Below are 25169 nucleotides of genomic sequence, written 5' to 3'. Positions count from 1 at the left end.
GGCGACCTGAGTGTCTATGCTGATCAAACGCCCGCAGCTCATGGGATGGCAGAGAGTCGTTTGGATCATCGGACCAGTTGATTCAGGTCACTCGTTGTAGATTGAACAAAATATTGCCACTAAAAAGGCTTGTTTTCTATTTTTATGCGAATAATCTTGTAATTCTTACAACAAATCGACGACAGGCACTTTCCAATGACTCTTCGTATCGCAATCAATGGTTTTGGCCGTATCGGCCGTAATGTCCTGCGCGCACTGTATACCCAAGGCTATCGCCAGGATTTGCAGATCGTCGCCATCAATGATTTGGGCGACAGCTCGATCAACGCCCACCTGCTCAAATACGACACCGTGCACGGCACTTTCGATGCAGAGGTCGCCCACGATCAGGAAAGCCTGACCGTCAATGGTGACCGGATTGCCGTCAGTGCCATTCGCAACCCGGCCGACCTGCCGTGGGCGGCGCACAAGGTCGACGTGGTGTTCGAATGCACCGGTCTGTTCACCGACCGTGACAAGGCTGCCGCCCATATTACCGCCGGCGCACGCAAGGTGATCATCTCCGCCCCGGCCAAAGGCGCGGACGCGACCGTGGTCTACGGCGTGAACCACGACATCCTGCGTCAATCCCACCAGATCATCTCCAACGCCTCGTGCACCACCAACTGCCTGGCGCCGGTCGCCCAGGTGCTGCATCGCGAATTGGGTATCGAAAGCGGCTTGATGACCACGATTCATGCCTATACCAACGACCAGAACCTGACGGACGTCTACCACACCGACCCGTACCGCGCGCGTTCGGCCACCCAGAACATGATCCCAAGCAAGACCGGCGCCGCCGAAGCGGTGGGCCTGGTGCTGCCGGAGCTGGCAGGCAAGCTGACCGGCATGGCCGTGCGTGTACCGGTGATCAACGTGTCGCTGGTGGACCTCACCGTGCAGTTGAAGAAAGACGCCACTGCCGACGAAGTCAACGCACTGATCAAGGAAGCCAGCCAACACTCGAAGATCCTCGGCTATAACACCCTGCCGCTGGTCTCCAGTGACTTCAACCATAACCCGCTGTCGTCGATCTTCGATGCCAACCACACCAAGGTCAGCGGCAAGCTGCTGAAAGTGCTGGCCTGGTATGACAACGAGTGGGGCTTCTCGAACCGCATGCTGGATAACTGCCTGGCGTTGTGCAACGCCGAGTAATGCGGTCCTGCGGGAGGGGCATTCGAATCGTCGCACCGCCCTTCCCACATTGTTCTATGTAGACACAGAGGAATAGCCACTTGCCATTTGAGTTGATGATAAGCATTATCATTAACTCAAATCGGTCTGGTATCACTGTGAGCCAATCTCGCTTCAACCAAGTCTTTCTCACCCAACGGGTGATTCTGCTACGCACCTTGCAGCGGATGGTGAATAACCACAGCACCGCCGAGGACCTGTTGCAGGAAACCTACCTGCGCGTCACCCGGGCCCTCAGCGAGCGGCCGATCGATCACCTCGAACCCTTCGTCTACCAGACCGCACGTAACCTGGCGCTGGATCACTTGCGTTCACGCAGGATTCAAGCGCGCACCCTGCAGGAAGATGTGCCACTGGAGATCCTGCAAAGCGTCGCCGCCCCCATCAGCACCCCCGAAGACGCAACCCAGGCCGAGCAATTGCTTGAACACCTGAGCATCAGCCTCGGCCAGTTGAGCGCGCGCCAGCAGCAGATTTTCATCCTCAGCCGCCTGCACGGTTGCAGCTACCAGGAGATCGCCGATCAGTTGGACGTGTCCTTGAGCACCGTGCAAAAGGAACTGAAATTGATCATGGCCATTTGTGTAGGTGTGGCCGAAAGACTGGATCGGCCTTAAGCTTCAACCGACAGAATTGTCGACCCAAGCTGTAGGAAAGATGAATAAAACGTGGCGAAGACCCGAGGAACACCGTGACGGACCCGAATAAACTGCGCCCCCATGAGCTGGCTCATGAGGTGTTGCAAGATACAGCTATGGACCAGGCCCTCGATTGGCTGATCGCCTTGCAGTGCCCAGCGCCCGGGCAGCAGGCCGAGTTTGAAGCCTGGCTGGCCCAAGACCCCGCCCACGTCCACGCCTTCGGCAAGGCCCAGGCCGCCTGGGGTGGCGCGCCGGTGCACAGCGCCGCCGTCGCCCTGGCCGCGCCGCGCAAGCCCAGGGGCTGGCGCCGGATCAAGCCGCACTGGAAACCGCTGGCCACCGCCGCCGTGCTGTTGATCGGCCTGTTCAGCTTCAGCAACCTGCCGGTACGCCTGCAAGCCGACCATCTCACGGTGGTGGGCGAACGCCAGCGCCTGCAATTGGACGATGGCTCGAAAGTGTTGCTGAACACCAATTCGGCGTTTTCCAGCAGCATCAAGGACCACCAGCGGATCGTTCGCCTGTACCAGGGCGAAGCCTTTTTCGAAATCATGCCCGGCCATGGCCTGCCCCTGGAAATCGACGCCGGCCCCGTGCGCGCCAGCGTGCGTGATACCGCCTTCGCCGTGCGCTACCTCAACGGCGAAGCCCAGGTGCAGGTGCAGCGTGGCGATGTCGACCTGAGCAACACCTTCGACGATGCCCGCGTGCGCCTGAGTGCCGGCGAAAGCATCCGCATCGGGCCCAAGGGCTTTGGCCAACCGGCCAGGCTGGATGCCAACAAGGACCTGGCCTGGGTGCAAGGCCGGCTGATTTTCGAAAACTGCCCGATGAGCGAAGTGCTCGCCGAACTGCGTCGTTACTACCCCGGCTGGATCGTCAACACCAACGACAAGCTCGCCAGCGTCGCCGTCACCGGCAACTACCGCCTCGACCAACCCCTGGATGTGGTGCGCTCCCTGGCACACATCACCTCAGCGAAGTTGTCGGAATACCCCGCGCTGGTGATTTTGAACTAAATGAGAATTATTTTTACTCGATAGCCTTCGGCGGTACGTCTCGTCTTAGCCAATGCAACTGATTCCTATTTGGTTCGGTTCGCAACTATAAGATTCGTACCTTCCGGAGCGCTCTCGATGTCCTCTCGTTTCAACCGCCGGTCCTCCTCCCCCGTGCTGTCCTTGCTGACCGCCGCCATCCTGCTGGCCGGTTCGCCAGTGATGGCCGCCACTGCCGCCGAACCTGCCGCCCGCAGCCACGGCAACTACAGCTTCAGCATCGAGCAACAGCCACTGGTTTCGGCGCTGAACGCCTTTACCAGCGTGACCGGCTGGCAAGTCGGCCTGCCCGCCGAGCTGGGCCAGGGTGTGTCGTCCCCTGGGGTGCGCGGCGCCCTGTCGCCGGAGAAAGCCCTGGACCGGCTGTTGGTGGGGACCAACCTGAGCTACCGCAAGCTGGGCAATAACAACATCGTCCTGGAAAAGCGCACGGCGGGCAGCACCCTCAACCTGCAACAGGTGACCATCAGCGCTACCCGTAACGCGCAGGATGTGAACAGCGTACCGAGCACCGTCAGCGTGCATGATCGCGAAGAACTGGACCGCCAGAACGTCAACACCATCCGTGAGCTGGTGCGCTACGAGCCCGGCGTCTCGGTAGGCGGCGCAGGCACCCGCGCCGGCAATGCCGGGTTCAACATCCGCGGGATCGACGGCGACCGCATCCTTACCCAGGTGGACGGTGTGGAAGTGCCCGACAACTTCTTCAACGGCCCCTACGCCAAGACCCGCCGCAACTACGTCGACCCGGAAGTCGTCAAGCGCGTCGAGATCCTGCGCGGCCCGGCCTCGGCCCTCTACGGCAGCAGCGCCATCGGCGGCGCCGTGAGTTACTTCACCCTCGACCCGGACGACATCATCAAGCCCGGCCAGGACGTCGGCGCACGCTTGAAGACCGGCTACAGTTCCGCCGACGAAAGCTGGCTGACCTCCGGCACCGTCGCCGGCCGCGTGCAGGACTTCGATGGCTTGCTGCACCTGAGCCAGCGCAATGGCCATGAGACCGAATCCTACGACGGCAACAACGCCACCGGCCTGGCCCGTACCGGCGCCAACCCCGAGGACGCGCGCACCACCAACATCCTGGCCAAGCTCGGCTGGAACTATGGCGATGACAACCGCCTGGGCCTGACCTATGAGAAGTACAAGGATGATCGCGACGTCAACCTGAAGAACGCGGTGGGCGGCCCGTTCATCGGCGGCCGAGGCTTCAACCTCTACCGTGATCGCCGTGGTAACGACACCATTACCCGCGAACGTTTCGGCCTGGAAAACAGCTTCGCCCTTGAGTCGCCGATTGCCGACCGGATCAAGACCAGCCTCAACTACCAGATCGCCAAGACCGACCAGACCACTGCCGAGATCTATCAGTCAGGTCGTCGTGTCCTGCGCACCCGCGACACGCTGTACCAGGAAAAACAGTGGATTTTCGATGCGCAGTTGGACAAAGCGTTCAGCCTCGGTGAAACCGATCACCAAGTGACCTACGGCACTACCCTCAAGCAGCAGAAAGTCACCGGCTCGCGCGAGGGCGGCGCGACCTGTGTGGCCGTCGGCAGTGGCTGCACCGCCATCGGCGCCCCCAGCCCGATGGCCTCCGACAGTGTGAAAAAGTCCAGCGACTTCCCCGACCCGACCATCAACACCTACTCGCTGTTCGCACAGGACCAGATCAGTTGGGACAAATGGACCTTCCTGCCCGCCGTGCGCTACGACTACACCCAGCTCAAACCCAAGCTGACCCAGGAGTTCCTCAACACCGTCAACCCGACTGGCGCGGACCCGGTGAGCGATAAGGAAAAAACCTGGCACCGTGTGACGCCCAAGTTCGGCCTGACTTACGCCCTGACGGATCAATACACCTGGTTCGGCCAATATGCCGAAGGTTTCCGTACGCCATCCGCCAAGGCGTTGTACGGCCGCTTTGAAAACCTCAACCTGGGCTACACCGTCGAGCCGAACCCCGACCTCAAGCCAGAAACCAGCAAGGGCATCGAAACCGGGATTCGCGGCAAATTTGACGAGGGATCCTTTGAAATCGCCGTGTTTTACAACAAGTACCGCGACTTTATCGATGAGGACAACGCCGTCGTCGGCGGCACGGTCGAACAGTTCCAGGCCATCAATATCAAGCGCGCCACCATCAAGGGGGCCGAAGCCAAAGGGCGCCTGAACCTGGATGCATTCGGCGCCCCGCAGGGCCTCTACACCCAGGGTTCGGTGTCCTATGCCTACGGTCGTAACGACGATAACGGCGAGCCGCTGAACAGCGTCAACCCGCTCAAGGGCGTATTTGGCCTGGGCTACGATCAGGACAACTACGGTGGTCTGTTGAGCTGGACCCTGGTGAAAAAACAGGATCGCGTCGACAGCAGTACCTTCCACGCGCCGGACGGCGACACCAGCGGCCCCTTCAAGACCCCGGGCTTCGGGGTTGTCGACCTGACCGCCTTCTACAAAGTCACCCAGGACGTGACCATCAACGGCGGCCTCTACAACCTCACCGACAAGAAATACTGGAACTGGGATGACGTACGCAGCTACGACAGTGTCGGCGAAGCCGCGGTGACCGGACCGGCCAACCTCGACCGCCTGACCCAGCCGGGCCGCAACGTTGCGATCAACCTGATCTGGGACATCTGACGACACCCGACTCACCTCGTCGAAATTTCAGCGGCGAGGTGAGGATTTTTTACTGTGCCGCGTCTTCTTGTTCGTCTAGTTGATAACAGCTCTCTTTAAGGGCCATAAGGCGCTCCCCCTTCTCAAGGACTTTTTCATGACCGCTTCTTCTACCGCAGAACGCCCAAGCCTGCGCTCCCAGCGCCTGAACCAGATTACCCACGAGCCACACACCAGGCTGGACGCGTTGGTGAAGGCCCACGCGCCGTTTGAAACCCAGGCCAACTTCGCGCGTTTCGTAGTGGCGCAGTACCTGTTCCAGTCGGAACTGGTGGCCCTGTACAACGATGCCGAACTGATCAAGATCGTGCCTGACCTGGCCGAACGCTGCCGCGCCGAAGCCGCCAGGCTGGACCTGGCTGACCTGGATACCGAAGTGCCAGCACCGCTCCCCGGCGCGCTGAAAAACCCGAGCAAGGCCGAAGCCCTGGGCTGGTTGTTCGTGTCCGAAGGTTCCAAGCTGGGCGCGGCGTTCCTGATCAAGCGCGCCGTAGGTCTGGGCCTGAGCGAAACCTTCGGTGCCCGCCACCTGGGTGAGCCGGCCGGTGGTCGCGCCGAAGGCTGGAAAAGCTTCACTCGCACCCTGGATGCGTTGCAATTGAGCGCCGAGGAAGAAGCCGCAGCGGAAAAAGGCGCGGTGGATGCATTTGTGCGCTTCACCGTGCTGCTGGAACAGGCGTACGCTAGCGCCCCTGAACTGGCCTGATCGCCCACATTGAAATGCGGTTTAAATGTGGGAGGGGGCTTGCTCCCGATAGCGGTGCATCAGTCAACAAATAGGTACCTGACCCTCCGCCATCGGGGGCAAGCCCCCTCCCACAGTTGATTGCATTTCAATGCCGACTCTTTTGTTATCCCCTACTTTGCACACACCATGACCCGCAAACCCCAATCCACCTCGAAAATCGCACAGATCCTCTTCGGCCTGCTGGCCTACGTCAGCCTGGGCATCGGGCTGGTGGCGATTGTGGTGCCGGGTTTGCCCACCACCGAGTTCATCCTCCTGGCCGCCTGGGCCGCGACCAAAAGCTCACCGCGCCTCAGTGCCTGGCTGGAAAACCACCGCCTGTTCGGACCGATCCTGTTCAACTGGCGCAACGGCAGGATCATCGCGCGCCGGGCCAAAGTCAGTGCCACCGTGAGCATGCTGCTGTGCGCCATCCTGATGCTGGTGATGCTCGACCACGGCTGGCCGATCTACCTGGCGATTGCCGGGATGAGCCTGGGCAACCTATGGATCTGGTCACGCCCGGAACGGCTCGCACAGCCCGTGTGACGCCGGCTGTAGCCGTTCTCCTACCGCTCATCGCCTGCCTCTCATGAATTAATTTGTTACGCCGATGTTTCAGACATAGCGCTGAATGGACTTGGCCTGCACTGCGAGCCCTCCAACATGCCCATTCGTGAGTGAACCTATGTTCGACACCCTCTCTATCCGCTTGAAAATCGTGCTGCTGTCCGGGCTCTGCCTGTTGGGGGTGATTGCGCTGGTGGTCGGCATCAACATCTACAACACCAACCAGAACGATCAGTTGGTCAGCGACTCAAGCTCGCGCATGCTTACCGACGGCGTGGAACAACTGCTGCAAGCCAGGGCGGCCGAACAGGCAGTGCAACTGCAGAAAACCTTCGGCGACAGCCTGCTGGCGCTGACCGCACTGGCCGACCAGGTCAAGGACCTGCGCACCATGGCCAGCAAGCGTGGCCTGGACGCCGGCGCGCTGCGCGAAGAAATCAACCAGAGCCTGAAAACCACGTTCGATCGCAACAGCAAAGTGCTGGGTTTCTGGCTGTCGTTCGAACCCAACAGCCTGGATGGCAAGGACAGCGAATTCGTCGATGACAAAGCGCGCGCCTCCAACGAAAAAGGGCGCTTCTCCAGTTATTGGAGCCGTGCCGGCGGCGAAGGCTTGAACACCGTCATGGTCGAAGAGGACCTGAACAAGACCACCCTCACCCTCAACGGTACGCCCTACAACATCTGGTACACCTGCCCACGGGACACCCGCACTACCTGCCTGCTGGACCCGTATGAAGACACAGTGGGGGGCAAAAAGGTGCTGATGACCACCATCGCTTCGCCGCTGATCGTCGACGGCAAACTCATCGGCGTCATCGGTGTGGACATTGCCCTCACCGCCCTGCAAGCCACCACCGACGCCGCACAGAAAGACCTGTTCAACGGCGCGGCGCACCTGGAGATTCTTTCCAGTACCGGCCTGATTGCCGCCTACAGCGGCGAACCGGACAAGGTCGGCAAGAACCTGATCGACACCCTTGGCGCCGAAGGCAAGGAAATCGTGCAATTGCTGGCCAGTGACAACCGCATGATCCGTGAACAGGGCGACACCATTCGCGCCGTGTACCCGGTCAAGCCACTCGCCGATGCCAAGCCATGGGGCGTGGTGATCAAACTGCCCAAAAGCGTGATGCTGGCCGATAACGTCAAGCTGCAGGCGGTACTCGACGACGCCCAGGCCAGCGGCACGCTCAAGGCCTTGCTGGTCGGCGCCGCCGCCGGCCTGCTCGGCTTGCTGCTGATCTGGCTCACCGCCACCGGCGTGACCCGCCCGATCAACAGCGTGGCCGCCATGCTCAAGGACATCGCCAGCGGCGACGGCGATCTCACCCAGCGCCTGGCCTATGCCAAGAAAGATGAACTGGGCGAGTTGGTGAACTGGTTCAACCGCTTCCTCGACAAACTGCAACCAACCATCGCGCAGATCAAGCAAAGCATCACCGAAGCCCGTGGCACGGCTGACCAGTCCTCGGCCATCGCACGCCAGACCAGCGAAGGCATGCAGGTGCAGTTCCGCGAAATCGACCAGGTGGCCACGGCGTCCAACGAAATGAGCGCCACCGCCCATGACGTCGCCAACAGCGCCTCCAATGCCGCCAGCGCGGCACGCGGCGCCGACCACTCGGCCCGTGAAGGCATGTCGATCATCGAGCAGAGCACCCGCGACATCACCACCCTCGCCGAAGAAGTCAGCAAGGCGGTGGGCGAAGTCGAAGCCCTGGCGGTCAACAGCGAACAGATCGGTTCAGTCCTGGAAGTGATCCGCAGCATTGCCGAGCAAACCAACCTGCTGGCGCTCAACGCGGCGATCGAAGCCGCACGCGCCGGGGAAAGCGGCCGGGGGTTTGCGGTGGTGGCCGACGAAGTGCGCAACCTGGCCAAGCGCACCCAGGATTCGGTGGAGGAAATCCGCCAGGTGATCGAACGTATCCAGAGCGGCACCCGTGGCGTGGTGGCAACCATGCACTCGAGCCAGAGCCAGGCCCAGAGTAACGCAGGGCAGATCCATCAAGCCGCGCAGGCCCTGGGCAAGATCAGTGATGCCGTGACGGTGATCAGCGACATGAACCTGCAAATCGCCAGCGCCGCCGAGCAGCAAAGCGCCGTGGCCGAAGAGGTCAACCGCAACGTCTCGGCGATCCGCACCGTGACCGAAACCCTCACTGGCCAGGCCACCGAGTCGGCGGCCATCAGCAGCCAGCTCAATGCGTTGGCCAGCCAGCAGATGAAACTCATGGATCAGTTCAAGGTGTAAGACACACCAACGGTCAAATGTGGGAGGAGGCTTGCCCCCTCCCACATTTTGACCGCCTACTGCTTAGAGACCCGTCCAGGCCTGCACAAACGCCGCCACATCTTCCTTCGGCGCCGTACGCGGCGGGTTCTGCGGTGTACCCAAATAAAGGAAGCCAATCACCTCCTCATCCGCCGTCAGCCCCAGGCCTTTGGCGACATGAGCCGAGTAGGACAGTTCACCCGTGCGCCACACCGCACCAATCCCCTGGGCATAGGCCGCCAGCAGAATACCGTGGGCCGCGCAGGCGGCTGCCAACAGTTGTTCAGACTTGGGCACCTTGAAGTGTTCCTGCAGGCGGGCAATCACCACCACCACCAGCGGCGCCCGCAGCGGGCCGTTCTGGGCCTTGTCGATGACAGCCTGGGGAGCATCGGCGTCCTGCAGGCGAGCGGCTTCGGCCAACAGCGTGCCCATCTGCTCACGGGCGGCACCTTCCACGGTGAGGAAACGCCAAGGGCGCAGTTGGCCGTGGTCGGGCGCACGCATGGCTGCGGCGAACAGCACATCGCGCTGCTCCTGGGTCGGTGCCGGTTCCAGCAAACGCGGCACGGAAACACGGTTGAGCAAAGCGTCGAGAGCCTGCATTGGCCACCTCCAGAAAAAAATGTGCGGTCATTCTAGCGGGAATGAATCGGGATGCCACCAAACGATAATTGCTCTTATTCAATCCGCCCCGCCCTGTTAGACTTTGCGACCTTATTTTCAGCCTTGGTCCGGGAAACTCGATGTTTCGTTCGCTTTTTCGCCTGTGCGCAGCGTTGATGGCCTTGAGCCTGGCCGCCTGCGACGACGCCCCACGCTTCACCAAGGCCGAGCCGGGTGAAGCGCGAGCGGGCGGCGCGACGACGGTGAACAAGCGCGACCAGAATGCGTTTTCCCTGCCCTCGGCCAACCTGTCGCCCACGCGCCGCCTGGATTTCAGCGTGGGCAACAGCTTCTTCCGCAGCCCCTGGGTGATCGCGCCGTCCACCACCACCGCCCGCGATGGCCTGGGCCCGCTGTTCAATACCAACGCCTGCCAGAACTGCCATATCAAGGACGGCCGTGGCCACCCGCCGCTGCCCGACGCGGCCAATGCGGTGTCGATGCTGGTGCGCCTGTCGATTCCCCTGTCTACCCAGGACCAGCCGCCCTACGCCAAGCTCATCGAGCAAGCCGGGGTGGTACCCGAGCCCGTCTACGGCGGGCAACTGCAGGACATGGCGGTGCCCGGCGTGCCGCCGGAAGGCAAGGTGCGCGTCGACTACACGCCGGTCAACGTCACCTTCAAGGACGGCACCGTCGTCGAGTTGCGCAAGCCCGACCTGCAAATCACCCAGCTCGGCTATGGCCCGATGCACCCGGACACGCGCTTCTCCGCACGCATCGCCCCACCGATGATCGGCCTGGGCCTGCTCGAAGCCATCAGCGACGCGGACATCCTGCGAAATACCGACCCGAAGACCGCCGACGAGGAAGCCCTCGTCGGCCGCGCGAATCGGGTCTGGGATGACGCCGAGCAAAAAACCGTACTCGGGCGTTTTGGCTGGAAAGCCGGGCAACCCAATCTCAATCAACAAAATGTTCACGCGTTCTCTGGTGATATGGGCCTTACCACCTCCCTGAGACCCTTCGATGACTGCACCGACGCCCAAGTCGCCTGCAAACAGGCACCCAACGGCAATGGCCCCGATGGCGAGCCGGAAGTCAGCGACAACATCCTGCGCCTGGTGCTGTTCTATACGCGCAACCTGGCAGTGCCCGTGCGCCGCGACGTCGACACGCCGCAGGTGCTGGCCGGGAAAAACCTGTTCTACCAGGCCGGTTGCCAGGGTTGCCATAAACCGACGTTCACCACCGCTGCGAATGCCGCCGAACCCGAGTTGGCCAACCAGGTGATTCGCCCCTACAGCGACCTGCTGTTGCACGACATGGGGCCAGGCCTGGCCGACAACCGCACGGAATTCAAGGCCGGTGGCCGCGACTGGCGCACGCCGCCGTTGTGGGGCATCGGCCTGACGCAGACCGTCAGTGGCCATACCCAGTTCCTGCATGACGGCCGCGCCCGCAACCTGCTCGAAGCCGTGCTGTGGCACGGCGGCGAAGCACAAGCGGCGCAGCAGCATGTGTTGTCCTTCAATGCCGAGCAGCGCGCTGCGTTGCTGGCGTTCCTGAATTCTTTATAAGCTTCGCCCCAATTACAGAAGGGAGCTCGACATGTTCCGTCCCAAGTTGTTGTTCACCAGCCTGGCCGCCCTCGCCCTGGGCGCCTGCTCGCCACAAGACCCGCAAGCCGTGACCTCGGCGGCGATCGCCAAGCAGGTGATCCTGCCGACCTACAGCCGCTGGGTCGAAGCCGACCGTCAGTTGGCCGTCAGCGCCCTCGCCTACTGCCAGGGCAAGGAAAGCCTGGACACTGCCCGCGCCGACTTCCTCCACGCGCAAAAAGCCTGGGCCGAGTTGCAACCGCTGCTGATCGGCCCGCTGGCCGAGGGCAACCGCTCGTGGCAGGTGCAGTTCTGGCCGGACAAGAAGAACCTGGTGGGCCGCCAGGTCGAGCAACTGGTCGCCGCCCAGCCGCAGATCGACGGTGCCGCACTGGCCAAGTCCAGCGTGGTGGTGCAGGGCCTGTCGGCCTACGAATACATCCTCTACGACGCCAGGACCGACATCGCCGACGAGGCGCAGAAAGCCCGTTACTGCCCGCTGCTGGTGGCCATCGGTGAGCGCCAGAAAGCCCTGGCCGAAGAGATCCTGGCCAGTTGGAACAGCACCGACGGCATGCTCGCGCAGATGAGCAAGTTCCCGAACCAGCGCTACGCTGATTCCCACGAAGCCATCGCCGATCTGCTGCGCGTACAAGTGACCGCACTGGACACCCTGAAGAAAAAACTCGGCACGCCCATGGGCCGCCAGACCAAGGGCATCCCGCAGCCGTTCCAGGCCGATGCATGGCGTAGCCAGTCGTCCCTGCAAAGCCTGGAAGCCAGCCTCGCCGCCGCCCAGACCGTGTGGGTGGGCGTGGACAACAAGGGCCTGCGTGGTTTGCTGCCGGCGGATCAGAAGCCGTTGGCCGACAAGATCGACGCAGCCTATGCGGCCGCGCTGAAACTGTTCGCCAGCAACCAGCGTACCCTCAACGAACTGTTGAACGATGACGCCGGGCGCCAGCAGCTCAACGACATCTACGACAGCCTCAACGTCGTCCACCGCCTGCACGAAGGCGAGCTGGCCAAGGCGCTGGGGATTCAACTGGGCTTCAATGCCAACGACGGTGACTGATGATGCTCAGGCGACAGGCTTTGGCGATCGGCAGCGTGCTGCTCAGCGCACTCACGTTGGGTGGCTGGACGCTGTTCAAAGGGAAAGGCAAGCGCCCGCTGCTGCTGTCGGCCCGCGATGATGCAGACGGCAAGCACTATGCCGTGGGCTTTCAGCTGGACGGCAAGCAGGTGTTCGCCACCCAGGTCGGCCAGCGCTGCCACGACATCATCAACCACCCGACGCTGCCGATTGCGCTGTTTGTTGCCCGCCGCCCGGGCACCGAGAGTTACCTGATCGACCTGCGCGATGGCGCGCTGTTGCAAACCCTCACCTCGAACGCCAACCGCCACTTCTATGGCCATGCGGTCATCCACAAGAGCGGCGATTGGCTGTACGCCACCGAGAACGACACGTCCGATCCCGGCCGTGGCCTGCTCGGTGTGTACAAGTTCGAAGGCGAGCGCCTGGTGCACAGCGGCGAGATCTCCACCCATGGCATCGGCCCGCACCAGGTGTCGTGGATGCCCGACGGCGAAACCCTGGCGGTGGCCAACGGCGGCATTCGCACCGAAGCCGAAAGCCGCGTGGAGATGAACCTCAACGCGATGGAACCGAGCCTGGTGCTGATGCACCGTGACGGCACGCTGATCAGCAAGGAAACCCTCGGCCAGCAGATGAACAGCGTGCGCCATATGGGCATCGCCAGCGATGGCACCCTTCTCACCGGCCAGCAGTTCATGGGACCGTCCCAGGAGCGCTCCGAGTTGCTGGCGATCAAGCGCCCGGGCGAGCCGTTCATGGCGTTCCCGGTGGCCGATGAGCAGTTGCAGGCCATGGGGCATTACACCGCCAGCGTCGCCGTGCACAGCGAATTGCGCCTGGTGGCGTTGACCGCACCCCGTGGCAACCGCTTCTTTATCTGGGACATGGACACTGCCGAGCTGCGCCTGGATGGACCGCTGCCCGACTGCGCAGGCGTCGGTGCAGTGGCAGACGGGTTTGTCGTCACCTCGGGCCAAGGGCGTTGCCGCTACTACGATTGCCGCCAGAAACAGTTGGTCGCCAAACCGTTGGAATTGCCGGCAGGGCTCTGGGATAACCACCTGCATCTGATCTGAGCTGCGTAGATACCGCCTAGCCAACGCCGCGCCCCCGTAGCAGCCGCGTTGCGGATAAGGTTTGAAAGGCAAAAAAAAGGGCCTCGCATCGCAAGGCCCTTCTTCGGGGGTTTGAATCGTTTCAACTCTGCGGCCTCATCCCTTGGGACATCCCAAACATGAACAACAGCAACTCATGATCAGGCTTGACCGCCGCACTCGCCTTGGCGACCCGGGGCAGCAGGCATTGCCCGCCGCCTTGCACCGCACTGAGTACCTGTGTGCGAGGTTGCTCCCATGCGGCCAGGGCCAGGGCGGCAATGCCCATCGCCCCGACCAGGAACAGACCTCGTGCTATTTCTAGCTTCATCTGGTTAAACCCTTGATAGCGCTGCCAAACGCCGCTTCATAAAAGTAGCTGAGTTTTTCCCAGTCGGTGCTGTTCCACGACGAATGGCGACGCAGCTGCAACATGTCATGGGAGGCTGCCCGATAAGCGGTCAAGCGCTGGCGGCATTTCTCGAAGTCCAGCAGCGCCACTTCCACCTGGGCCGAGTCGCCCTCGCCCGTCACCCGCACGAAAATATGCTTGATGTACAGGCAACCGTGCTGCCAGCGTCCCTTGTGCATGCGGGCCAGGGTAGCGGCCAACGCCTTGAGCAAGCGCTCGTGCACCTGCTCGCCATACTGTTCGCGACCACCGGCGGCGTACCAGTTTTCAATTTCGTCGAAGCCGTCGAGGGCGGCGGTCACCAGCAGCGCCTTCCAGCGGTGCTCGGGGTCACGACGCGCCTCACAAAAGACCATTTCGGGCACGCGAACATCCAGCAGTCGCAGGCCCCTGAGGGCATCCCGCTCGCGCAGCACCGTGGGGCGTCCGAACGGGTGCAGCCAACTGCGGTAGATATGGCCCGTCTGGCGCTTGCTGTAGAGCAAACGGCCATTAGCGGTCATGACCCGCTGTACACCACTTTCACCGCCACGCCGGCGATTGGGCTCTTCGACCCATTCGCCTTGCTGACGCCAGAAATAATCGAAGCGTTCTTCGGGAGCTACGTGACTGCCTGCTACGCACTCAACTGCCATCCTGTTACCTCTTGCGCAATACATACACCCGCCACATGGCGTAGAGCGGTATGAAGTCCAGGGATTCCTGAACACGGAATCCGGCTTGCTCGAACTCTGATTCAACAGTAGCAGCCGGTAACACAAATCTGTTCTGGTAACCTTCCTGCTCACCTGTCTTGCGACGCTTTCCTTCCAGACGCTTGCGTTTCCAGGCTTTGAAATTGCCATCGACCCACAGCGAAATGATCACGCTGTCACGGGTAACCCGCTGAAACTCCCGCAGAATTGCCTGACGGTGCGCCGGATCACCGATGTGGTGGAGCAGGCGCATACAGAAAATGCTGTCGACCGAGTTATCCGGCAAATCGATATCGAAGGCAGATGTCTGCAAGGGCCGTACCCGTTTCACCACTTCTGCGGGCTGGGCGGCCATCGCGACCTTCAACATGGAGGCCGAATTGTCGGCGCCGATGATCACACGGTTGGGTTTTTCCGCCAGCAGCGGCCAGAAGCGCCCGGCGCCACACGGCAGGTCCAGCACCAGGCCTGGCTCGCCGGCCATCGCCAACGCGCCACGGGCCAGTTGCTCGTCGCGTTTGTGGGACAACCGGCGCGCCAGATTGTCCTGATGCTTGAGCAAATATTCGTGGGCGTGCTGGTCGTCGTACTTTTCGGAAAATTCGAGCTTGATCGGGGTAGGCATCAACGGATCTCCTGTTGCTGATGCCTACAACCTTAAGCAGCGTCCTGTGATCAACAGGTCAACCCCTTGTGAAAAACTTGTCCTGTCCAATCCCATACATTTCAAGACTTTACAGACACAAGCAATATCATGGGGCCATCTTCGCCGATTTACGGGGATCTCTGGCAGGATAACGGCAGGGGGAACGCTCAGGCGTTGACCTGACTCAACTGGACGTGAAAGCGACAGCCATTGGGCTCCATGGTGCTGAGGGTAACGCTCCAGCCCTGGTTCTCGCAGATGCGCTGGACCAGTGACAACCCCAACCCCAGGCCCTCACCGCGCTTCTCACTGCCGCGGACGAACGGCTCGAACATCGCTTCGCGCTTGTCTTCGGGAATGCCGACGCCGCTGTCTTCCACCACAAACCCGGTCGGCTCCAGGGTCAGCCGGATGAAGCCGCTTTCGGTGTAATGCAGGGCATTGCGCAACAGGTTGCCCATCACGGCATGCAGGAAGGTCGCGTTGTAGCGCGTATCCAGCGGGTCGCCCGGCTGGTAGATCAACTCCAGGCCCTTGTGCTCGATGGGCTCGCGCCAGATGCCGAGCAGATCATCAGCGACCTGGGACAGATTGGCCTTGGGTGACATGCTGCCGTCATCATGTTGAGCCCGGGCCAGCATCAGGAAGGTTTGTACCAGTTCGCGCATTTCTTCGCAGGCCCGGGCGATTCGCTCGACCTGGTTACGCCCACGCTGATCGATAGCCGGGTTTTCCAGCAACAATTCGCAGGAGCTGGCCAGGACCATCAAAGGCGTGCGCAGTTCGTGGCTGACATCGCTGGTGAACAACTGCTCACGGGACAATGCCTGGCGCAGGCGCCCCAGCGTGGCGTCGAAGGCCACCGCCAGCTCACCCACTTCGTCGGCTGCGTAGTCCGGGGCCAGGGGCGGCGCCAGGCCCAGCAACTGGTCGCGGTGCCGCACCTGGCGGGCCAGGCGCACCACCGGCGCCATCACTTTACGGGCCAGTACCCAGCCGAGGAATACCGCCAGCGCCAGGCTGAGCACGAAGCCCACCAGCACCACGGCAAACAGCACGCGCTCGCGCTCTTCGAAATCGCTTTGATCCTGCAGCAGCACATAGCGCCGACCGTCGACCACTTCGACCATGGCGTGGTACGACAGCGCCTCGCGAAACACCTCATGAAACCCTGGTTCCAGATGCCGCAGGTCCTTGGGCAATTCAAAATCCCCCGGGCCACCGCTGAAGTAAAACAGCTGGTCGGGCTCGGGCCGGTGCCGCCAGTCCTCGACGGTGTCCATCAGCAGCAGGCGCTGCAGGTCACCGCCCAAGCCTGCCGAGATCAGCTTCTCTTCCACCAGGTGCACGGTGGCGACGATGCCCATGGCGAAGGCCCCCGCCACCAACGCACTCATCAAGGCAAAGGCGATGATGATCCGCTGGGCAAGGCTTTGCTTAAACTCCATCACGGCCCTCGGCCAGGCGGTAACCCACACCATGCACGGTTTGCAGCAACGGCTTGGCGAACGGCTTATCGATCACCTGGCGCAATTGGTGCACGTGGCTGCGCAGGCTGTCGCTGTCCGGGCAGTCATCGCCCCACAGGGCCTCTTCCAGCACTTCCCGACGCAGTACGTGGGGACTTTTCTGCATCAAGACCGCGAGCAGCTTGAGGCCGACCGGGTTGAGCTTGAGCAGGCGCCCTTCGCGGGTCACTTCCAGGGTATCGAGGTCGTAATTCAGATCGGCCACTTGCAGGGCGCGGCGACCGCCGCCTTGGGCACGGCGCAGCACCGCTTCGATGCGCGCGGCCAGTTCCGACAGGGCAAACGGTTTGAGCAAGTAATCGTCGGCACCGGACTTGAAGCCCTGCAGCCGGTCATCCAACTGGTCGCGGGCGGTGAGCATGATCACTGGCGTGTCGCGGCGGGCGTCTTCACGCAGGCGCTTGCACAAGGTGTAGCCATCGATGCCAGGCAGCATGATGTCGAGCACGATCAAGTCGTAATGCTCGGTGGCGGCCAGGTGCAGGCCCGACAAACCGTCCTGCGCACAGTCCACGGTGTAGCCTTTTAGCCCCAGGTAGTCGGCCAGGTTGGCCAGAATATCGCGGTTGTCTTCAACCAATAGAATTCGCATGGGCAGTGTCTCCGTACGCGGTAACGGCCGTGTTGGCTCGCGCAGCTTAAGGCCAAGTGTGGCTCAGGGATAGAGCGGAAAGGCGTGCCAATAAAGGTTTTCAACCGATTCAGCCTACCAACGAGTTTTTCACTATAGCTTCACAAACTGACTACAGTGTCAGGCAGAAGATCGCCACCCATTGATATAAGGAACATGGACATGGGGTTTCTCAAGACGGCGCCAATGCGCTATCTGCTGTTGGTAACCGGTGCCTGGCTGGTTATTTTCCTGCTCACTCGCAGCGTGCTGCTCATCACCCATTTGGATGAAGTCGGCGGCAACCTGCTGCCAGTGTTTGGCGTGGGCCTGCTGTACGACCTGGGTTTCCTGGCCTATGCGGCACTGCCGCTGGGCCTGTATTTGCTGCTGTGCCCGCCCGCGCTGTGGCGCCGTCGCGGTCACCGCTGGTTCCTGCAGGCCGTGCTCACCGTCAGCCTGTTCGCCATGCTGTTTACCTCGGTGGCCGAGTGGCTGTTCTGGGATGAGTTCGGCGTGCGCTTCAACTTCATTGCCGTCGATTACCTGGTGTACTCCGACGAGGTGTTGAACAACCTGCTCGAGTCCTACCCGATCGGCAAACTGCTGAGCCTGCTCGCCATGCTGGCGATTGTCTTGAGCCTGGCCTTGCGCAAACCGTTCAATGCAGCGATGAGCGCCCCACTGCCGCCGATGCGTGGCCGGCTAGTGAATGCCTTGGCCCTGTTGGTCGTTGCCGGCCTCAGCCTGCAACTGATCAGCCAGGACAGCCCGCGTGCTCAGGGCGGCAATGCCTACAAGAACGAACTGGCCAGCAATGGTCCGTATCAGTTTTTCGCCGCATTCCGTAACAACGAACTGGATTACCCACAGTTCTACAAAACCCTGCCGACTGAGGTTATCGCCACGCAACTGCGTGCAGAGCTGAGCGAACCCAACGCCCGCTTTATCGGCCAGGACCCGCTGGATATCCGCCGCGCCATCACCAATCCGGGCACGCCGCGCAAACCCAATGTCGTGCTGGTGACCATCGAAAGTTTCAGCGCCAAGTACATGGGCAGCAACGGCGACGAGCGCAACCTCACGCCTAACCTGGATGCGCTGCGTAAACAGAGCCTGTATTTCAATAATTTCTATGCCACCGGCACCCGCACCGACCGTGGCCTGGAGGCGATCACCCTGGCGATTCCACCCACGCCCGGGCGCTCGATCGTCAAGCGCATCGGTCGTGAAAGCGGCTTCGCCAGCCTGGGGCAACAGCTCACGGCCGTCGGTTACGACAGCGTGTTTGTGTACGGCGGGCGCGGGTACTTCGATAACATGAACGCGTTTTTCAGCGGCAATGGTTATCGCGTCGTGGACCAGAGCAGCGTGCCCGAGTCAGAAATCTCGTTCAAGAACGCCTGGGGCATGGCCGACGAGGACCTGTACAACCAAACCCTGAAACTGGCCGACACCGACTACGCCAAGCAGCAGCCCTTTTTGCTGCAACTGATGACCACCTCCAACCACCGCCCCTACACCTACCCGGATGGGCGTATCGACATCAAATCCGGGAATGGCCGCGACGGCGCGGTGAAATACACCGACCACGCCATCGGCCAATTCCTGGAAGCCGCCCGCCAAAAACCCTGGTTCGATAACACGATCTTCATCTTCGTCGCCGACCACACCGCCGGCAGCGCAGGCAAGGAAGACCTGCCCATCACCAACTACCAGATTCCGCTGTTCATCTATGCGCCCAAGCTGATCGACGCACGGGAAAGCGCACAACTGGCCAGCCAGATCGACCTGGCGCCCACGCTGCTGGGCCTGCTCAACCTGAGCTACGAATCCACCTTCTTTGGTCGCAACCTGTTGCAGGACAACCCACTGCCACCTCGGGTGGTGGTCGGCAACTACCAGCACCTGGGCCTGTTCGACGGCAAGGACCTGGCCATTCTCAGCCCACGCCTGGGCCTGCGCCGCCACGACCAGGCCCTGGGTGAGAGCCAGGAGTTGCGGGTCGGCAGCGATGACCCGTTGATCCAGCGGGCGATCACCTACTACCAGGCCGCCAGCTATGGCTTCAAACAACAGTTGCTGAGCTGGAGAGCGCCCAAGGAAGAGGCCCCGGCACTGAGCACGCGCTAACCAAAACGTCCCGTACAGGTCAGTACGGGACGTTTTTCACCAGGGTCCACCATGGGCACAACCCCCGCCGTCCCCGTCTCCAAACCTCTCAACCTATGGCTCTGCCTGGGCATCCCCGGCGGCGCTGCGCTCCTATTGCTGCTGCTGGAGCTGACCTCACTGGACATGGACCTCGCCAAGCTGTTCTACAACGGTGCGGAGGGCGGTTTCATCGGGCGTTACAGTTTCTTCCTCGAAGACATCCTGCATGATCGTGCCAAACAGTTGGTCATCCTGTTCTCGGTCCTGGCGATCCTGGGATTTGCCGGCACGTTTATTCTCCGACGGCTCAAACCCTATCGTCGTGAACTGGGCTGCCTGGTGCTGTCACTCGGGCTGGCGACCGCGTTTGTCGCTCCGCTGAAAACCATCACCGGCGTCCAGTGCCCGTGGAGCGTCCAGGAATTCGGCGGTCAGGAAACCTACAGCAAATTGCTGAGCCCTCGCCCGCCCACCGATAAACCCGGGCGCTGCTGGCCAGGCGGTCATGCCGCCACCGGGTTCGCCTTGTTTGCCCTGTTTTTTGCACTGCGTGACCGGCAGCCACGGATGGCGCGCAGCGCATTCATCTTCGCCGTCGGCTTGGGCAGCGTGTTTTCCGTCAGCCGCATGATGCAAGGCGCACACTTCTTTTCCCATAACGTGTGGACGGCAATTTTCTGCTGGCTGATCTGCCTGGGGCTGTATTGCCTGTTGCTGTACCGGCCCTCCACGCGCGCAACGCCCATCTGAAGCCAAAGACAGCGCCCACAAAAAAGCCCCGCCTGCATCACTGCAGGCGGGGCTTTTTCAGTACAGGGGTAAGGCTGGCTTACATCATGCCGCCCATGCCACCCATGCCGCCCATGTCTGGCATACCGCCGCCAGCCGAGCCTTCAGCCTTCGGCTTGTCAGCGATTGCAGCTTCGGTGGTCAGGATCAGACCACCGATGGAGGCTGCGGCCTGCAGCGCGGAACGAGTCACCTTGGTAGGGTCCAGGATGCCCATTTCGATCATGTCGCCGTAGACGCCAGTCGCAGCGTTGTAACCGTAGTTACCTTTGCCGTTCTTGACTTCGTTGACCACAACGCTTGGCTCGTCGCCGGAGTTGGCAGCGATCTGGCGCAGCGGTGCTTCAACCGCACGACGCAGCACAGCGATACCGACGTTCTGGTCAGCGTTGTCGCCGGTCAGGTTGGTCAGGGCTTCCAGGGCACGGATCAGCGCAACGCCACCGCCAGGTACCACGCCTTCTTCGACGGCTGCGCGGGTTGCGTGCAGGGCGTCTTCAACGCGGGCTTTCTTCTCTTTCATTTCAACTTCGGAACCCGCGCCAACCTTGATCACTGCAACGCCGCCGGACAGCTTGGCCAGGCGCTCTTGCAGTTTTTCACGGTCGTAGTCCGAGGACGTCTCGGCAACCTGGGCACGGATCTGAGTGATGCGCGATTGGATGTCGCCGTCAACGCCAGCACCGTCAACGATGATGGTGTTTTCCTTGGAGATGGTCACGCGCTTGGCGCTACCCAGGTTTTCCAGGGTGGCGCTTTCCAGGCTCAGGCCGATCTCTTCGGAGATAACGGTACCGCCGGTCAGGACGGCGATGTCCTGCAGCATGGCCTTGCGACGGTCGCCGAAGCCTGGAGCCTTGACGGCTGCGACTTTAACGATGCCACGCATGTTGTTCACAACCAGGGTCGCCAGGGCTTCGCCTTCAACGTCTTCGGAAACGATCAGCAGTGGGCGGCCGGCTTTGGCAACGGCTTCCAGCACTGGCAGCATTTCGCGGATGTTGGAGATCTTCTTGTCGACCAGCAGGATCAGCGGGCTGTCCAGCTCGGCAACCATGGTTTCCGGCTTGTTGACGAAGTACGGGGACAGGTAGCCACGGTCGAACTGCATGCCTTCGACAACCGACAGTTCGTTTTCCAGGCCAGTGCCTTCTTCAACGGTGATCACGCCTTCTTTACCGACTTTTTCCATGGCTTCGGCAATGATGTCGCCGATGGAGCTGTCGGAGTTGGCGGAGATGGTGCCTACCTGGGCAATAGCCTTGGTGTCGGCGCAAGGCTTGGACAGGTTTTTCAGCTCAGCGACGATGGCGATGGTGGCCTTGTCGATGCCGCGCTTGAGGTCCATCGGGTTCATGCCGGCAGCAACGGCCTTGTAGCCTTCGTTGACGATCGCCTGAGCCAGAACGGTGGCGGTGGTGGTGCCGTCGCCTGCGTCATCGTTGGCACGGGAGGCAACGTCTTTGACCAGCTGCGCGCCCATGTTTTCGAAACGGTCTTCCAGTTCGATTTCTTTGGCGACGGAAACGCCGTCCTTGGTGATGGTCGGAGCGCCGAAGCTCTTCTCGATGATCACGTTACGGCCTTTCGGGCCCAGGGTCGCTTTTACTGCGTCAGCCAGGATGTTGACACCGGTGAGCATTTTCTTACGGGCGGAATCGCCGAATTTAACTTCTTTAGCAGCCATGATCGATATTCCTTAAATACTTTGTAGTAACGGGAAAATGAGCGGGGAAATCAGTCTTCCAGAACGGCGAGAATCTCGTTCTCAGCCATAACCAGCAGGTCTTCGCCGTCGACTTTCACAGTGTTGCTGCCGGAGTAAGGGCCAAATACAACCTTGTCACCGACTTTAACGGCCAGCGCACGTACGTCACCGTTTTCCAGAGTCTTGCCTGGGCCTGCAGCGACGATCACACCGTGGTTGGCTTTTTCAGCAGCCGAACCTGGCAGAACGATACCGCCAGCGGTTTTCTTTTCTTCTTCGCTGCGACGGATTACGACGCGGTCGTGCAGAGGACGAAGCTTGCTCATTGTCGATCTCTCCTAATTGTGTTTTTCATCGGCCGGTATCGATACCGGCGGGTTGTATTCCGGCAGTGCCGGTCGCGGTTCGCTGGGCGAAACACGGAAGTCTGTCCGGTGTCGCCACCAGAAACCTTGCGGTGACCGTTACATAAGGGCGCATAAGCTTATTACAAGGGGCCGGCGATGATTTTTTTTGCGTCTGCCAGCCTATAAAAGCAACACGGCACCCGAAGGTGCCGTGCCAGTGAAGCGGTTATTTGCTGTCGCGGTGTTCGAACTCGCCTTCGATCACGTCGCCTTCTCGCCCCAACGGTTGGCGCGGAGCCGGGCCGCCACGGGGTTGCAGGTCGTCGGCGAACGCACGTTGGCGAAGAGCGGCCTCTTCGGCGCGCTGGCGCATCTTGCCCGCCAGCAATTTGCGGGTGAACGGCAGCAGCATCACCAGGCCCACTACGTCGCTGATAAAGCCGGGCAGGATCAACAGGCCGCCCGCCAACGCCATCATCAGGCCTTCGAGCATGGTCTGGGCCGGCAGTTCGCCGCGGTTCAGGCTCTCACGGGCGCGCAGCGCCGTGGCCAGGCCGGCGACACGCAGCACCAGGACGCCGAGCATCGAGCCGAGAATGATCAGCAACAGGGCCGGGAAAAACCCGATCGCACCGCTGACTTGAACGAATACGAACAGCTCCAACACCGGGAACAGCAGAAAGAGCAATAAAAAAGGGCGCATCAAAAGGTTCCTCAACGCAAGAATGCCTTGCCAGTCCACCCTAGATGACGTCGCCGTTTCGTGAATTCAAGCTTCAGCGGCGGCTTTTTTCGGCCAGACCTCGGCGTGGGCCAATGAAACCAGGGCTTCGCGTACTTGTGTCGGCGTGTTGCAAGATGCCGCAAACGGCAGCCAGTGCAAAGCCTGGCCGATGCGCAGGTGCAGGCCTTCGCTGTCGATGCCGGCCAATTGCGCAGGTTCGAAAGCAGGCAAGCCGGCCAACTCGACGTAGTGGGCAATGGCCTTGGTGTGGTCGCTGTTCATGTGCTCGATCATGCTGCGCTCGGCCTTGCCCGCGAAGGGGTTGGCCAGGGTCAATTGGTCGATCCAGTGAATCGCGCCAAACCCGCCGATATAACGGTGGCGCACCGGCTTGAGCACCCAGAAATCGAAATCGTGGGCCTGGTGGTAGTTGGCCGAATCGGGGAAGTAGCGGTAATAGCGCTCGGCCGCTGCTTCGATGGCGGCCGGGTCCTCGAGTTTCTCGGCTTCGGCCAGGTAGGTCAGGCGCCCCACGGCCTGCACGTCATCCGCTTCGCGCTCGCCGACCAGCAGCGAGCACTTGGGATCTTTTTGCAGGTTATGGGTGTGCTGGGCAATACGGCTGATCAGGATCAGCGGGCGGCCCTGCTCGTCGAGGCAATACGGCACGACCGAGCCGAACGGAAAGCCGGGCATGGCCTTGGAGAGTGTGGAGAGAGCCCCACGGTATTCCTTGAGCAACAGCTCTCGGGCGTTCTTGGCAACCTGCGCGCTCAACGTATGACTCCTCGGGTATTCAGCCGCCCATAGCGTATGGGAATGGATCTCAACACAAGGTAATCAATCTACGCGCCGGTTGCCAGGGCTCGATTACCAGGCGACGCCGAAGCCTGCGGTATAGCGGGTTTTGCTCAGGCTGCTTTCCGAATCGCCGCTGATCACGTCGCGCTCGGCCTTGAGGTTGAGCGATGCCCACTCTGTGACTTTATAGCGCAGGCCCATTTCCGCATCCAGGGAGTACTCGGCCGGGCCGTCGATAGGCTTGCCCACCTCGCCATTGGTGAAGAACTCAACGGTCTTGCCCACCAGGTAGCGGTTGTAGTTCCACTTCATGGCCAGGGAATAGAAGTTGTCCTTGCCGCCATCGGCGTACTCGTAATCGGTGCGGTTGACCAGCGAGCCGAGGGAGAATGCCCCCAGCTCGTCGTCCCAGAACTGGTAGCCCGGGCCGGTACCGACGGTACGTTGGCGCGCCAGGTCTTCAACCTTGTCGCGCTTGTAGGTCAGGCGCCCCTGCCAGAACCAGTGCTCGGTGATGAAGCGGTCCAGGTCATACTCCAGCGCCCAGTTGTCGGTGGTGGTGACGTCGTCCTGGAACTCGCGGTTGTATTCGCCCTGCCCGGTATGGCGCCATTGGCCATGGCGCGCGGTGGTCTTGAAGTCGATGTCGTAGTCGTTGGTGTCTTTTTCGGCGCGCTTGTAGTCCAGCGCCATGTCGACATTGCCCTTCCACACCAGGTCTTCGATCACCGGCTTGGGCTTGATGATCTGCTGGATACTTGCCAGCTCGACAGTCTTGGGCGCCTCGCCATTGGCCAGCACCACCTTGCCATCGTCCGCCGCCTGCAGGGACTTGGCCTTCTCGCCGGTGTAGGCGTCCTGCTTGACCAGCAGCTCCTGGTCGCTCTCCAGGGTTTTCACCTGCTTCCAGTCCACCGGAATGGCGCCGGCGTAGTCGGTCTGGATCAGCAGCTTGCCACCGTCGAAGACCTTGATCTTGCCGGTCAGGCGGTCACCGTTTTTTAACCAGACGGTATCGGCCAGCAGGGGCGTGGAGGCACTGAAGACAGCGAGGCACAGCAGGGTTCTGGACAACATAAGCGGATGGGGAGCTCAAGGTTGGCGAAAAGGGGCGATTATCGTGTTAGATAGCTAGGACTGACTCAAGGATTTGTGTTGAGTT

At 61.3% G+C, this 25169-nt stretch carries 23 protein-coding genes and 1 pseudogene; 13 read left to right on the top strand and 11 right to left on the bottom strand.

Going from position 1 to position 25169, the window contains the following annotated elements; translation table 11 throughout:
* Window positions 1–195 precede the first annotated feature (195 nt).
* The 8 genes and pseudogenes from gap (at window position 196) to B9N88_RS33305 (ending at window position 9171) form a co-directional block, all read left to right on the top strand.
* Window positions 196–1197, top strand: coding sequence for a type I glyceraldehyde-3-phosphate dehydrogenase (gene gap, locus B9N88_RS18525; RefSeq protein ID WP_027605497.1), 1002 nt, complete (start codon window positions 196–198; stop codon window positions 1195–1197).
* Window positions 1198–1334: 137 nt separating this feature from the next.
* On the top strand, window positions 1335–1853 hold the full coding sequence (locus B9N88_RS18520; RefSeq protein ID WP_027605496.1) for an RNA polymerase sigma factor: 519 nt from the start codon (window positions 1335–1337) through the stop codon (window positions 1851–1853).
* Between the two features lie 74 nt (window positions 1854–1927).
* Entirely contained in the window at window positions 1928–2896 is a 969-nt protein-coding gene (locus B9N88_RS18515; protein WP_027605495.1) for a FecR family protein, read from the top strand.
* 117 nt (window positions 2897–3013) lie between these two features.
* Window positions 3014–5578 (top strand): TonB-dependent receptor, encoded by a 2565-nt coding sequence (locus tag B9N88_RS18510; RefSeq protein WP_027605494.1) that lies wholly within the window; start codon window positions 3014–3016, stop codon window positions 5576–5578.
* A 136-nt stretch (window positions 5579–5714) separates the two neighbouring features.
* Window positions 5715–6323: a biliverdin-producing heme oxygenase gene (locus tag B9N88_RS18505; RefSeq protein WP_027605493.1), complete on the top strand. Its 609-nt coding sequence runs from the start codon at window positions 5715–5717 to the stop codon at window positions 6321–6323.
* A 168-nt stretch (window positions 6324–6491) separates the two neighbouring features.
* A complete protein-coding gene (locus tag B9N88_RS18500) occupies window positions 6492–6893 on the top strand; it encodes a YbaN family protein (protein ID WP_027605492.1) in 402 nt (133 codons plus the stop codon).
* Window positions 6894–6978: 85 nt separating this feature from the next.
* A pseudogene (locus B9N88_RS33310) lies at window positions 6979–8313 on the top strand (HAMP domain-containing protein); the annotation flags it as partial.
* A gap of 102 nt (window positions 8314–8415) precedes the next feature.
* Window positions 8416–9171 (top strand): methyl-accepting chemotaxis protein, encoded by a 756-nt coding sequence (locus B9N88_RS33305; RefSeq protein WP_371263365.1) that lies wholly within the window; start codon window positions 8416–8418, stop codon window positions 9169–9171.
* Between the two features lie 63 nt (window positions 9172–9234).
* On the opposite strand, the gene B9N88_RS18490 is transcribed toward B9N88_RS33305, so the two are convergent.
* Window positions 9235–9798 carry an NAD(P)H nitroreductase gene (locus B9N88_RS18490; protein ID WP_027605490.1) on the bottom strand — a complete coding sequence of 188 codons (564 nt, stop codon included), beginning with the start codon at window positions 9796–9798 and terminating at the stop codon, window positions 9235–9237.
* 140 nt (window positions 9799–9938) lie between these two features.
* Between B9N88_RS18490 and B9N88_RS18485 the strand changes: the two genes are divergently transcribed.
* From B9N88_RS18485 to B9N88_RS18475, 3 genes are read left to right on the top strand one after another with little or no spacing between them, the layout of a single operon-like run.
* Complete coding sequence (locus tag B9N88_RS18485; RefSeq protein WP_027605489.1) at window positions 9939–11378, top strand: di-heme oxidoreductase family protein; 1440 nt, start codon at window positions 9939–9941, stop codon at window positions 11376–11378.
* A 31-nt stretch (window positions 11379–11409) separates the two neighbouring features.
* Complete coding sequence (locus B9N88_RS18480; RefSeq protein WP_027605488.1) at window positions 11410–12474, top strand: imelysin family protein; 1065 nt, start codon at window positions 11410–11412, stop codon at window positions 12472–12474.
* A gap of 2 nt (window positions 12475–12476) precedes the next feature.
* On the top strand, window positions 12477–13574 hold the full coding sequence (locus B9N88_RS18475) for a DUF1513 domain-containing protein (protein ID WP_027605487.1): 1098 nt from the start codon (window positions 12477–12479) through the stop codon (window positions 13572–13574).
* Between the two features lie 121 nt (window positions 13575–13695).
* Here B9N88_RS18475 and B9N88_RS18470 read toward each other — a convergent pair whose 3' ends face one another.
* From B9N88_RS18470 to colR, 5 genes are all read right to left on the bottom strand, one after another.
* Window positions 13696–13923: a hypothetical protein gene (locus B9N88_RS18470; RefSeq protein ID WP_027605486.1), complete on the bottom strand. Its 228-nt coding sequence runs from the start codon at window positions 13921–13923 to the stop codon at window positions 13696–13698.
* Window positions 13920–14639 (bottom strand): lipopolysaccharide kinase InaA family protein, encoded by a 720-nt coding sequence (locus tag B9N88_RS18465; RefSeq protein WP_027605485.1) that lies wholly within the window; start codon window positions 14637–14639, stop codon window positions 13920–13922. Before B9N88_RS18465 ends, B9N88_RS18470 begins: the two co-directional genes overlap by 4 nt.
* A 4-nt stretch (window positions 14640–14643) precedes the next feature.
* The gene (locus tag B9N88_RS18460) at window positions 14644–15324 is read right to left on the bottom strand and encodes a class I SAM-dependent methyltransferase (RefSeq protein ID WP_027605484.1); all 681 of its coding nucleotides are present in this window, start codon (window positions 15322–15324) and stop codon (window positions 14644–14646) included.
* A 188-nt stretch (window positions 15325–15512) separates the two neighbouring features.
* On the bottom strand, window positions 15513–16793 hold the full coding sequence (locus tag B9N88_RS18455) for a sensor histidine kinase (protein WP_027605483.1): 1281 nt from the start codon (window positions 16791–16793) through the stop codon (window positions 15513–15515).
* On the bottom strand, window positions 16783–17466 hold the full coding sequence (colR, locus tag B9N88_RS18450) for a two-component system response regulator ColR (RefSeq protein ID WP_027605482.1): 684 nt from the start codon (window positions 17464–17466) through the stop codon (window positions 16783–16785). The genes B9N88_RS18455 and colR overlap by 11 nt, the downstream gene beginning before the upstream one ends.
* Window positions 17467–17667: 201 nt before the next feature.
* Here colR and B9N88_RS18445 point away from each other — a divergent pair, with 201 nt between their 5' ends.
* Both B9N88_RS18445 and B9N88_RS18440 read left to right on the top strand, forming a co-directional pair.
* Entirely contained in the window at window positions 17668–19617 is a 1950-nt protein-coding gene (locus tag B9N88_RS18445; RefSeq protein ID WP_027605481.1) for an LTA synthase family protein, read from the top strand.
* A gap of 51 nt (window positions 19618–19668) precedes the next feature.
* Entirely contained in the window at window positions 19669–20388 is a 720-nt protein-coding gene (locus B9N88_RS18440) for a phosphatase PAP2 family protein (protein ID WP_027605480.1), read from the top strand.
* Between the two features lie 79 nt (window positions 20389–20467).
* Here B9N88_RS18440 and groL read toward each other — a convergent pair whose 3' ends face one another.
* The 5 genes from groL to B9N88_RS18415 form a co-directional block, all read right to left on the bottom strand.
* Entirely contained in the window at window positions 20468–22114 is a 1647-nt protein-coding gene (gene groL, locus B9N88_RS18435; RefSeq protein WP_027605479.1) for a chaperonin GroEL, read from the bottom strand.
* 50 nt (window positions 22115–22164) lie between these two features.
* A complete protein-coding gene (gene groES / locus B9N88_RS18430; RefSeq protein ID WP_003175874.1) occupies window positions 22165–22461 on the bottom strand; it encodes a co-chaperone GroES in 297 nt (98 codons plus the stop codon).
* Window positions 22462–22708: 247 nt separating this feature from the next.
* Window positions 22709–23185 carry an FxsA family protein gene (locus tag B9N88_RS18425; RefSeq protein WP_027605478.1) on the bottom strand — a complete coding sequence of 159 codons (477 nt, stop codon included), beginning with the start codon at window positions 23183–23185 and terminating at the stop codon, window positions 22709–22711.
* A gap of 66 nt (window positions 23186–23251) precedes the next feature.
* Window positions 23252–23983 (bottom strand): HugZ family pyridoxamine 5'-phosphate oxidase, encoded by a 732-nt coding sequence (locus B9N88_RS18420; RefSeq protein WP_027605477.1) that lies wholly within the window; start codon window positions 23981–23983, stop codon window positions 23252–23254.
* Window positions 23984–24076: 93 nt separating this feature from the next.
* Complete coding sequence (locus B9N88_RS18415; RefSeq protein WP_027605476.1) at window positions 24077–25084, bottom strand: DUF481 domain-containing protein; 1008 nt, start codon at window positions 25082–25084, stop codon at window positions 24077–24079.
* Window positions 25085–25169 lie beyond the last annotated feature (85 nt).

It is taken from the genome of Pseudomonas sp. LAMO17WK12:I1 (genome assembly GCF_900177315.1).
Classification (GTDB): Bacteria; Pseudomonadota; Gammaproteobacteria; order Pseudomonadales; family Pseudomonadaceae; genus Aquipseudomonas; species Aquipseudomonas marginalis.
Note: the sequence above shows the minus strand (reverse complement) of the source record. Positions and strands in the feature narration are given on the sequence as shown.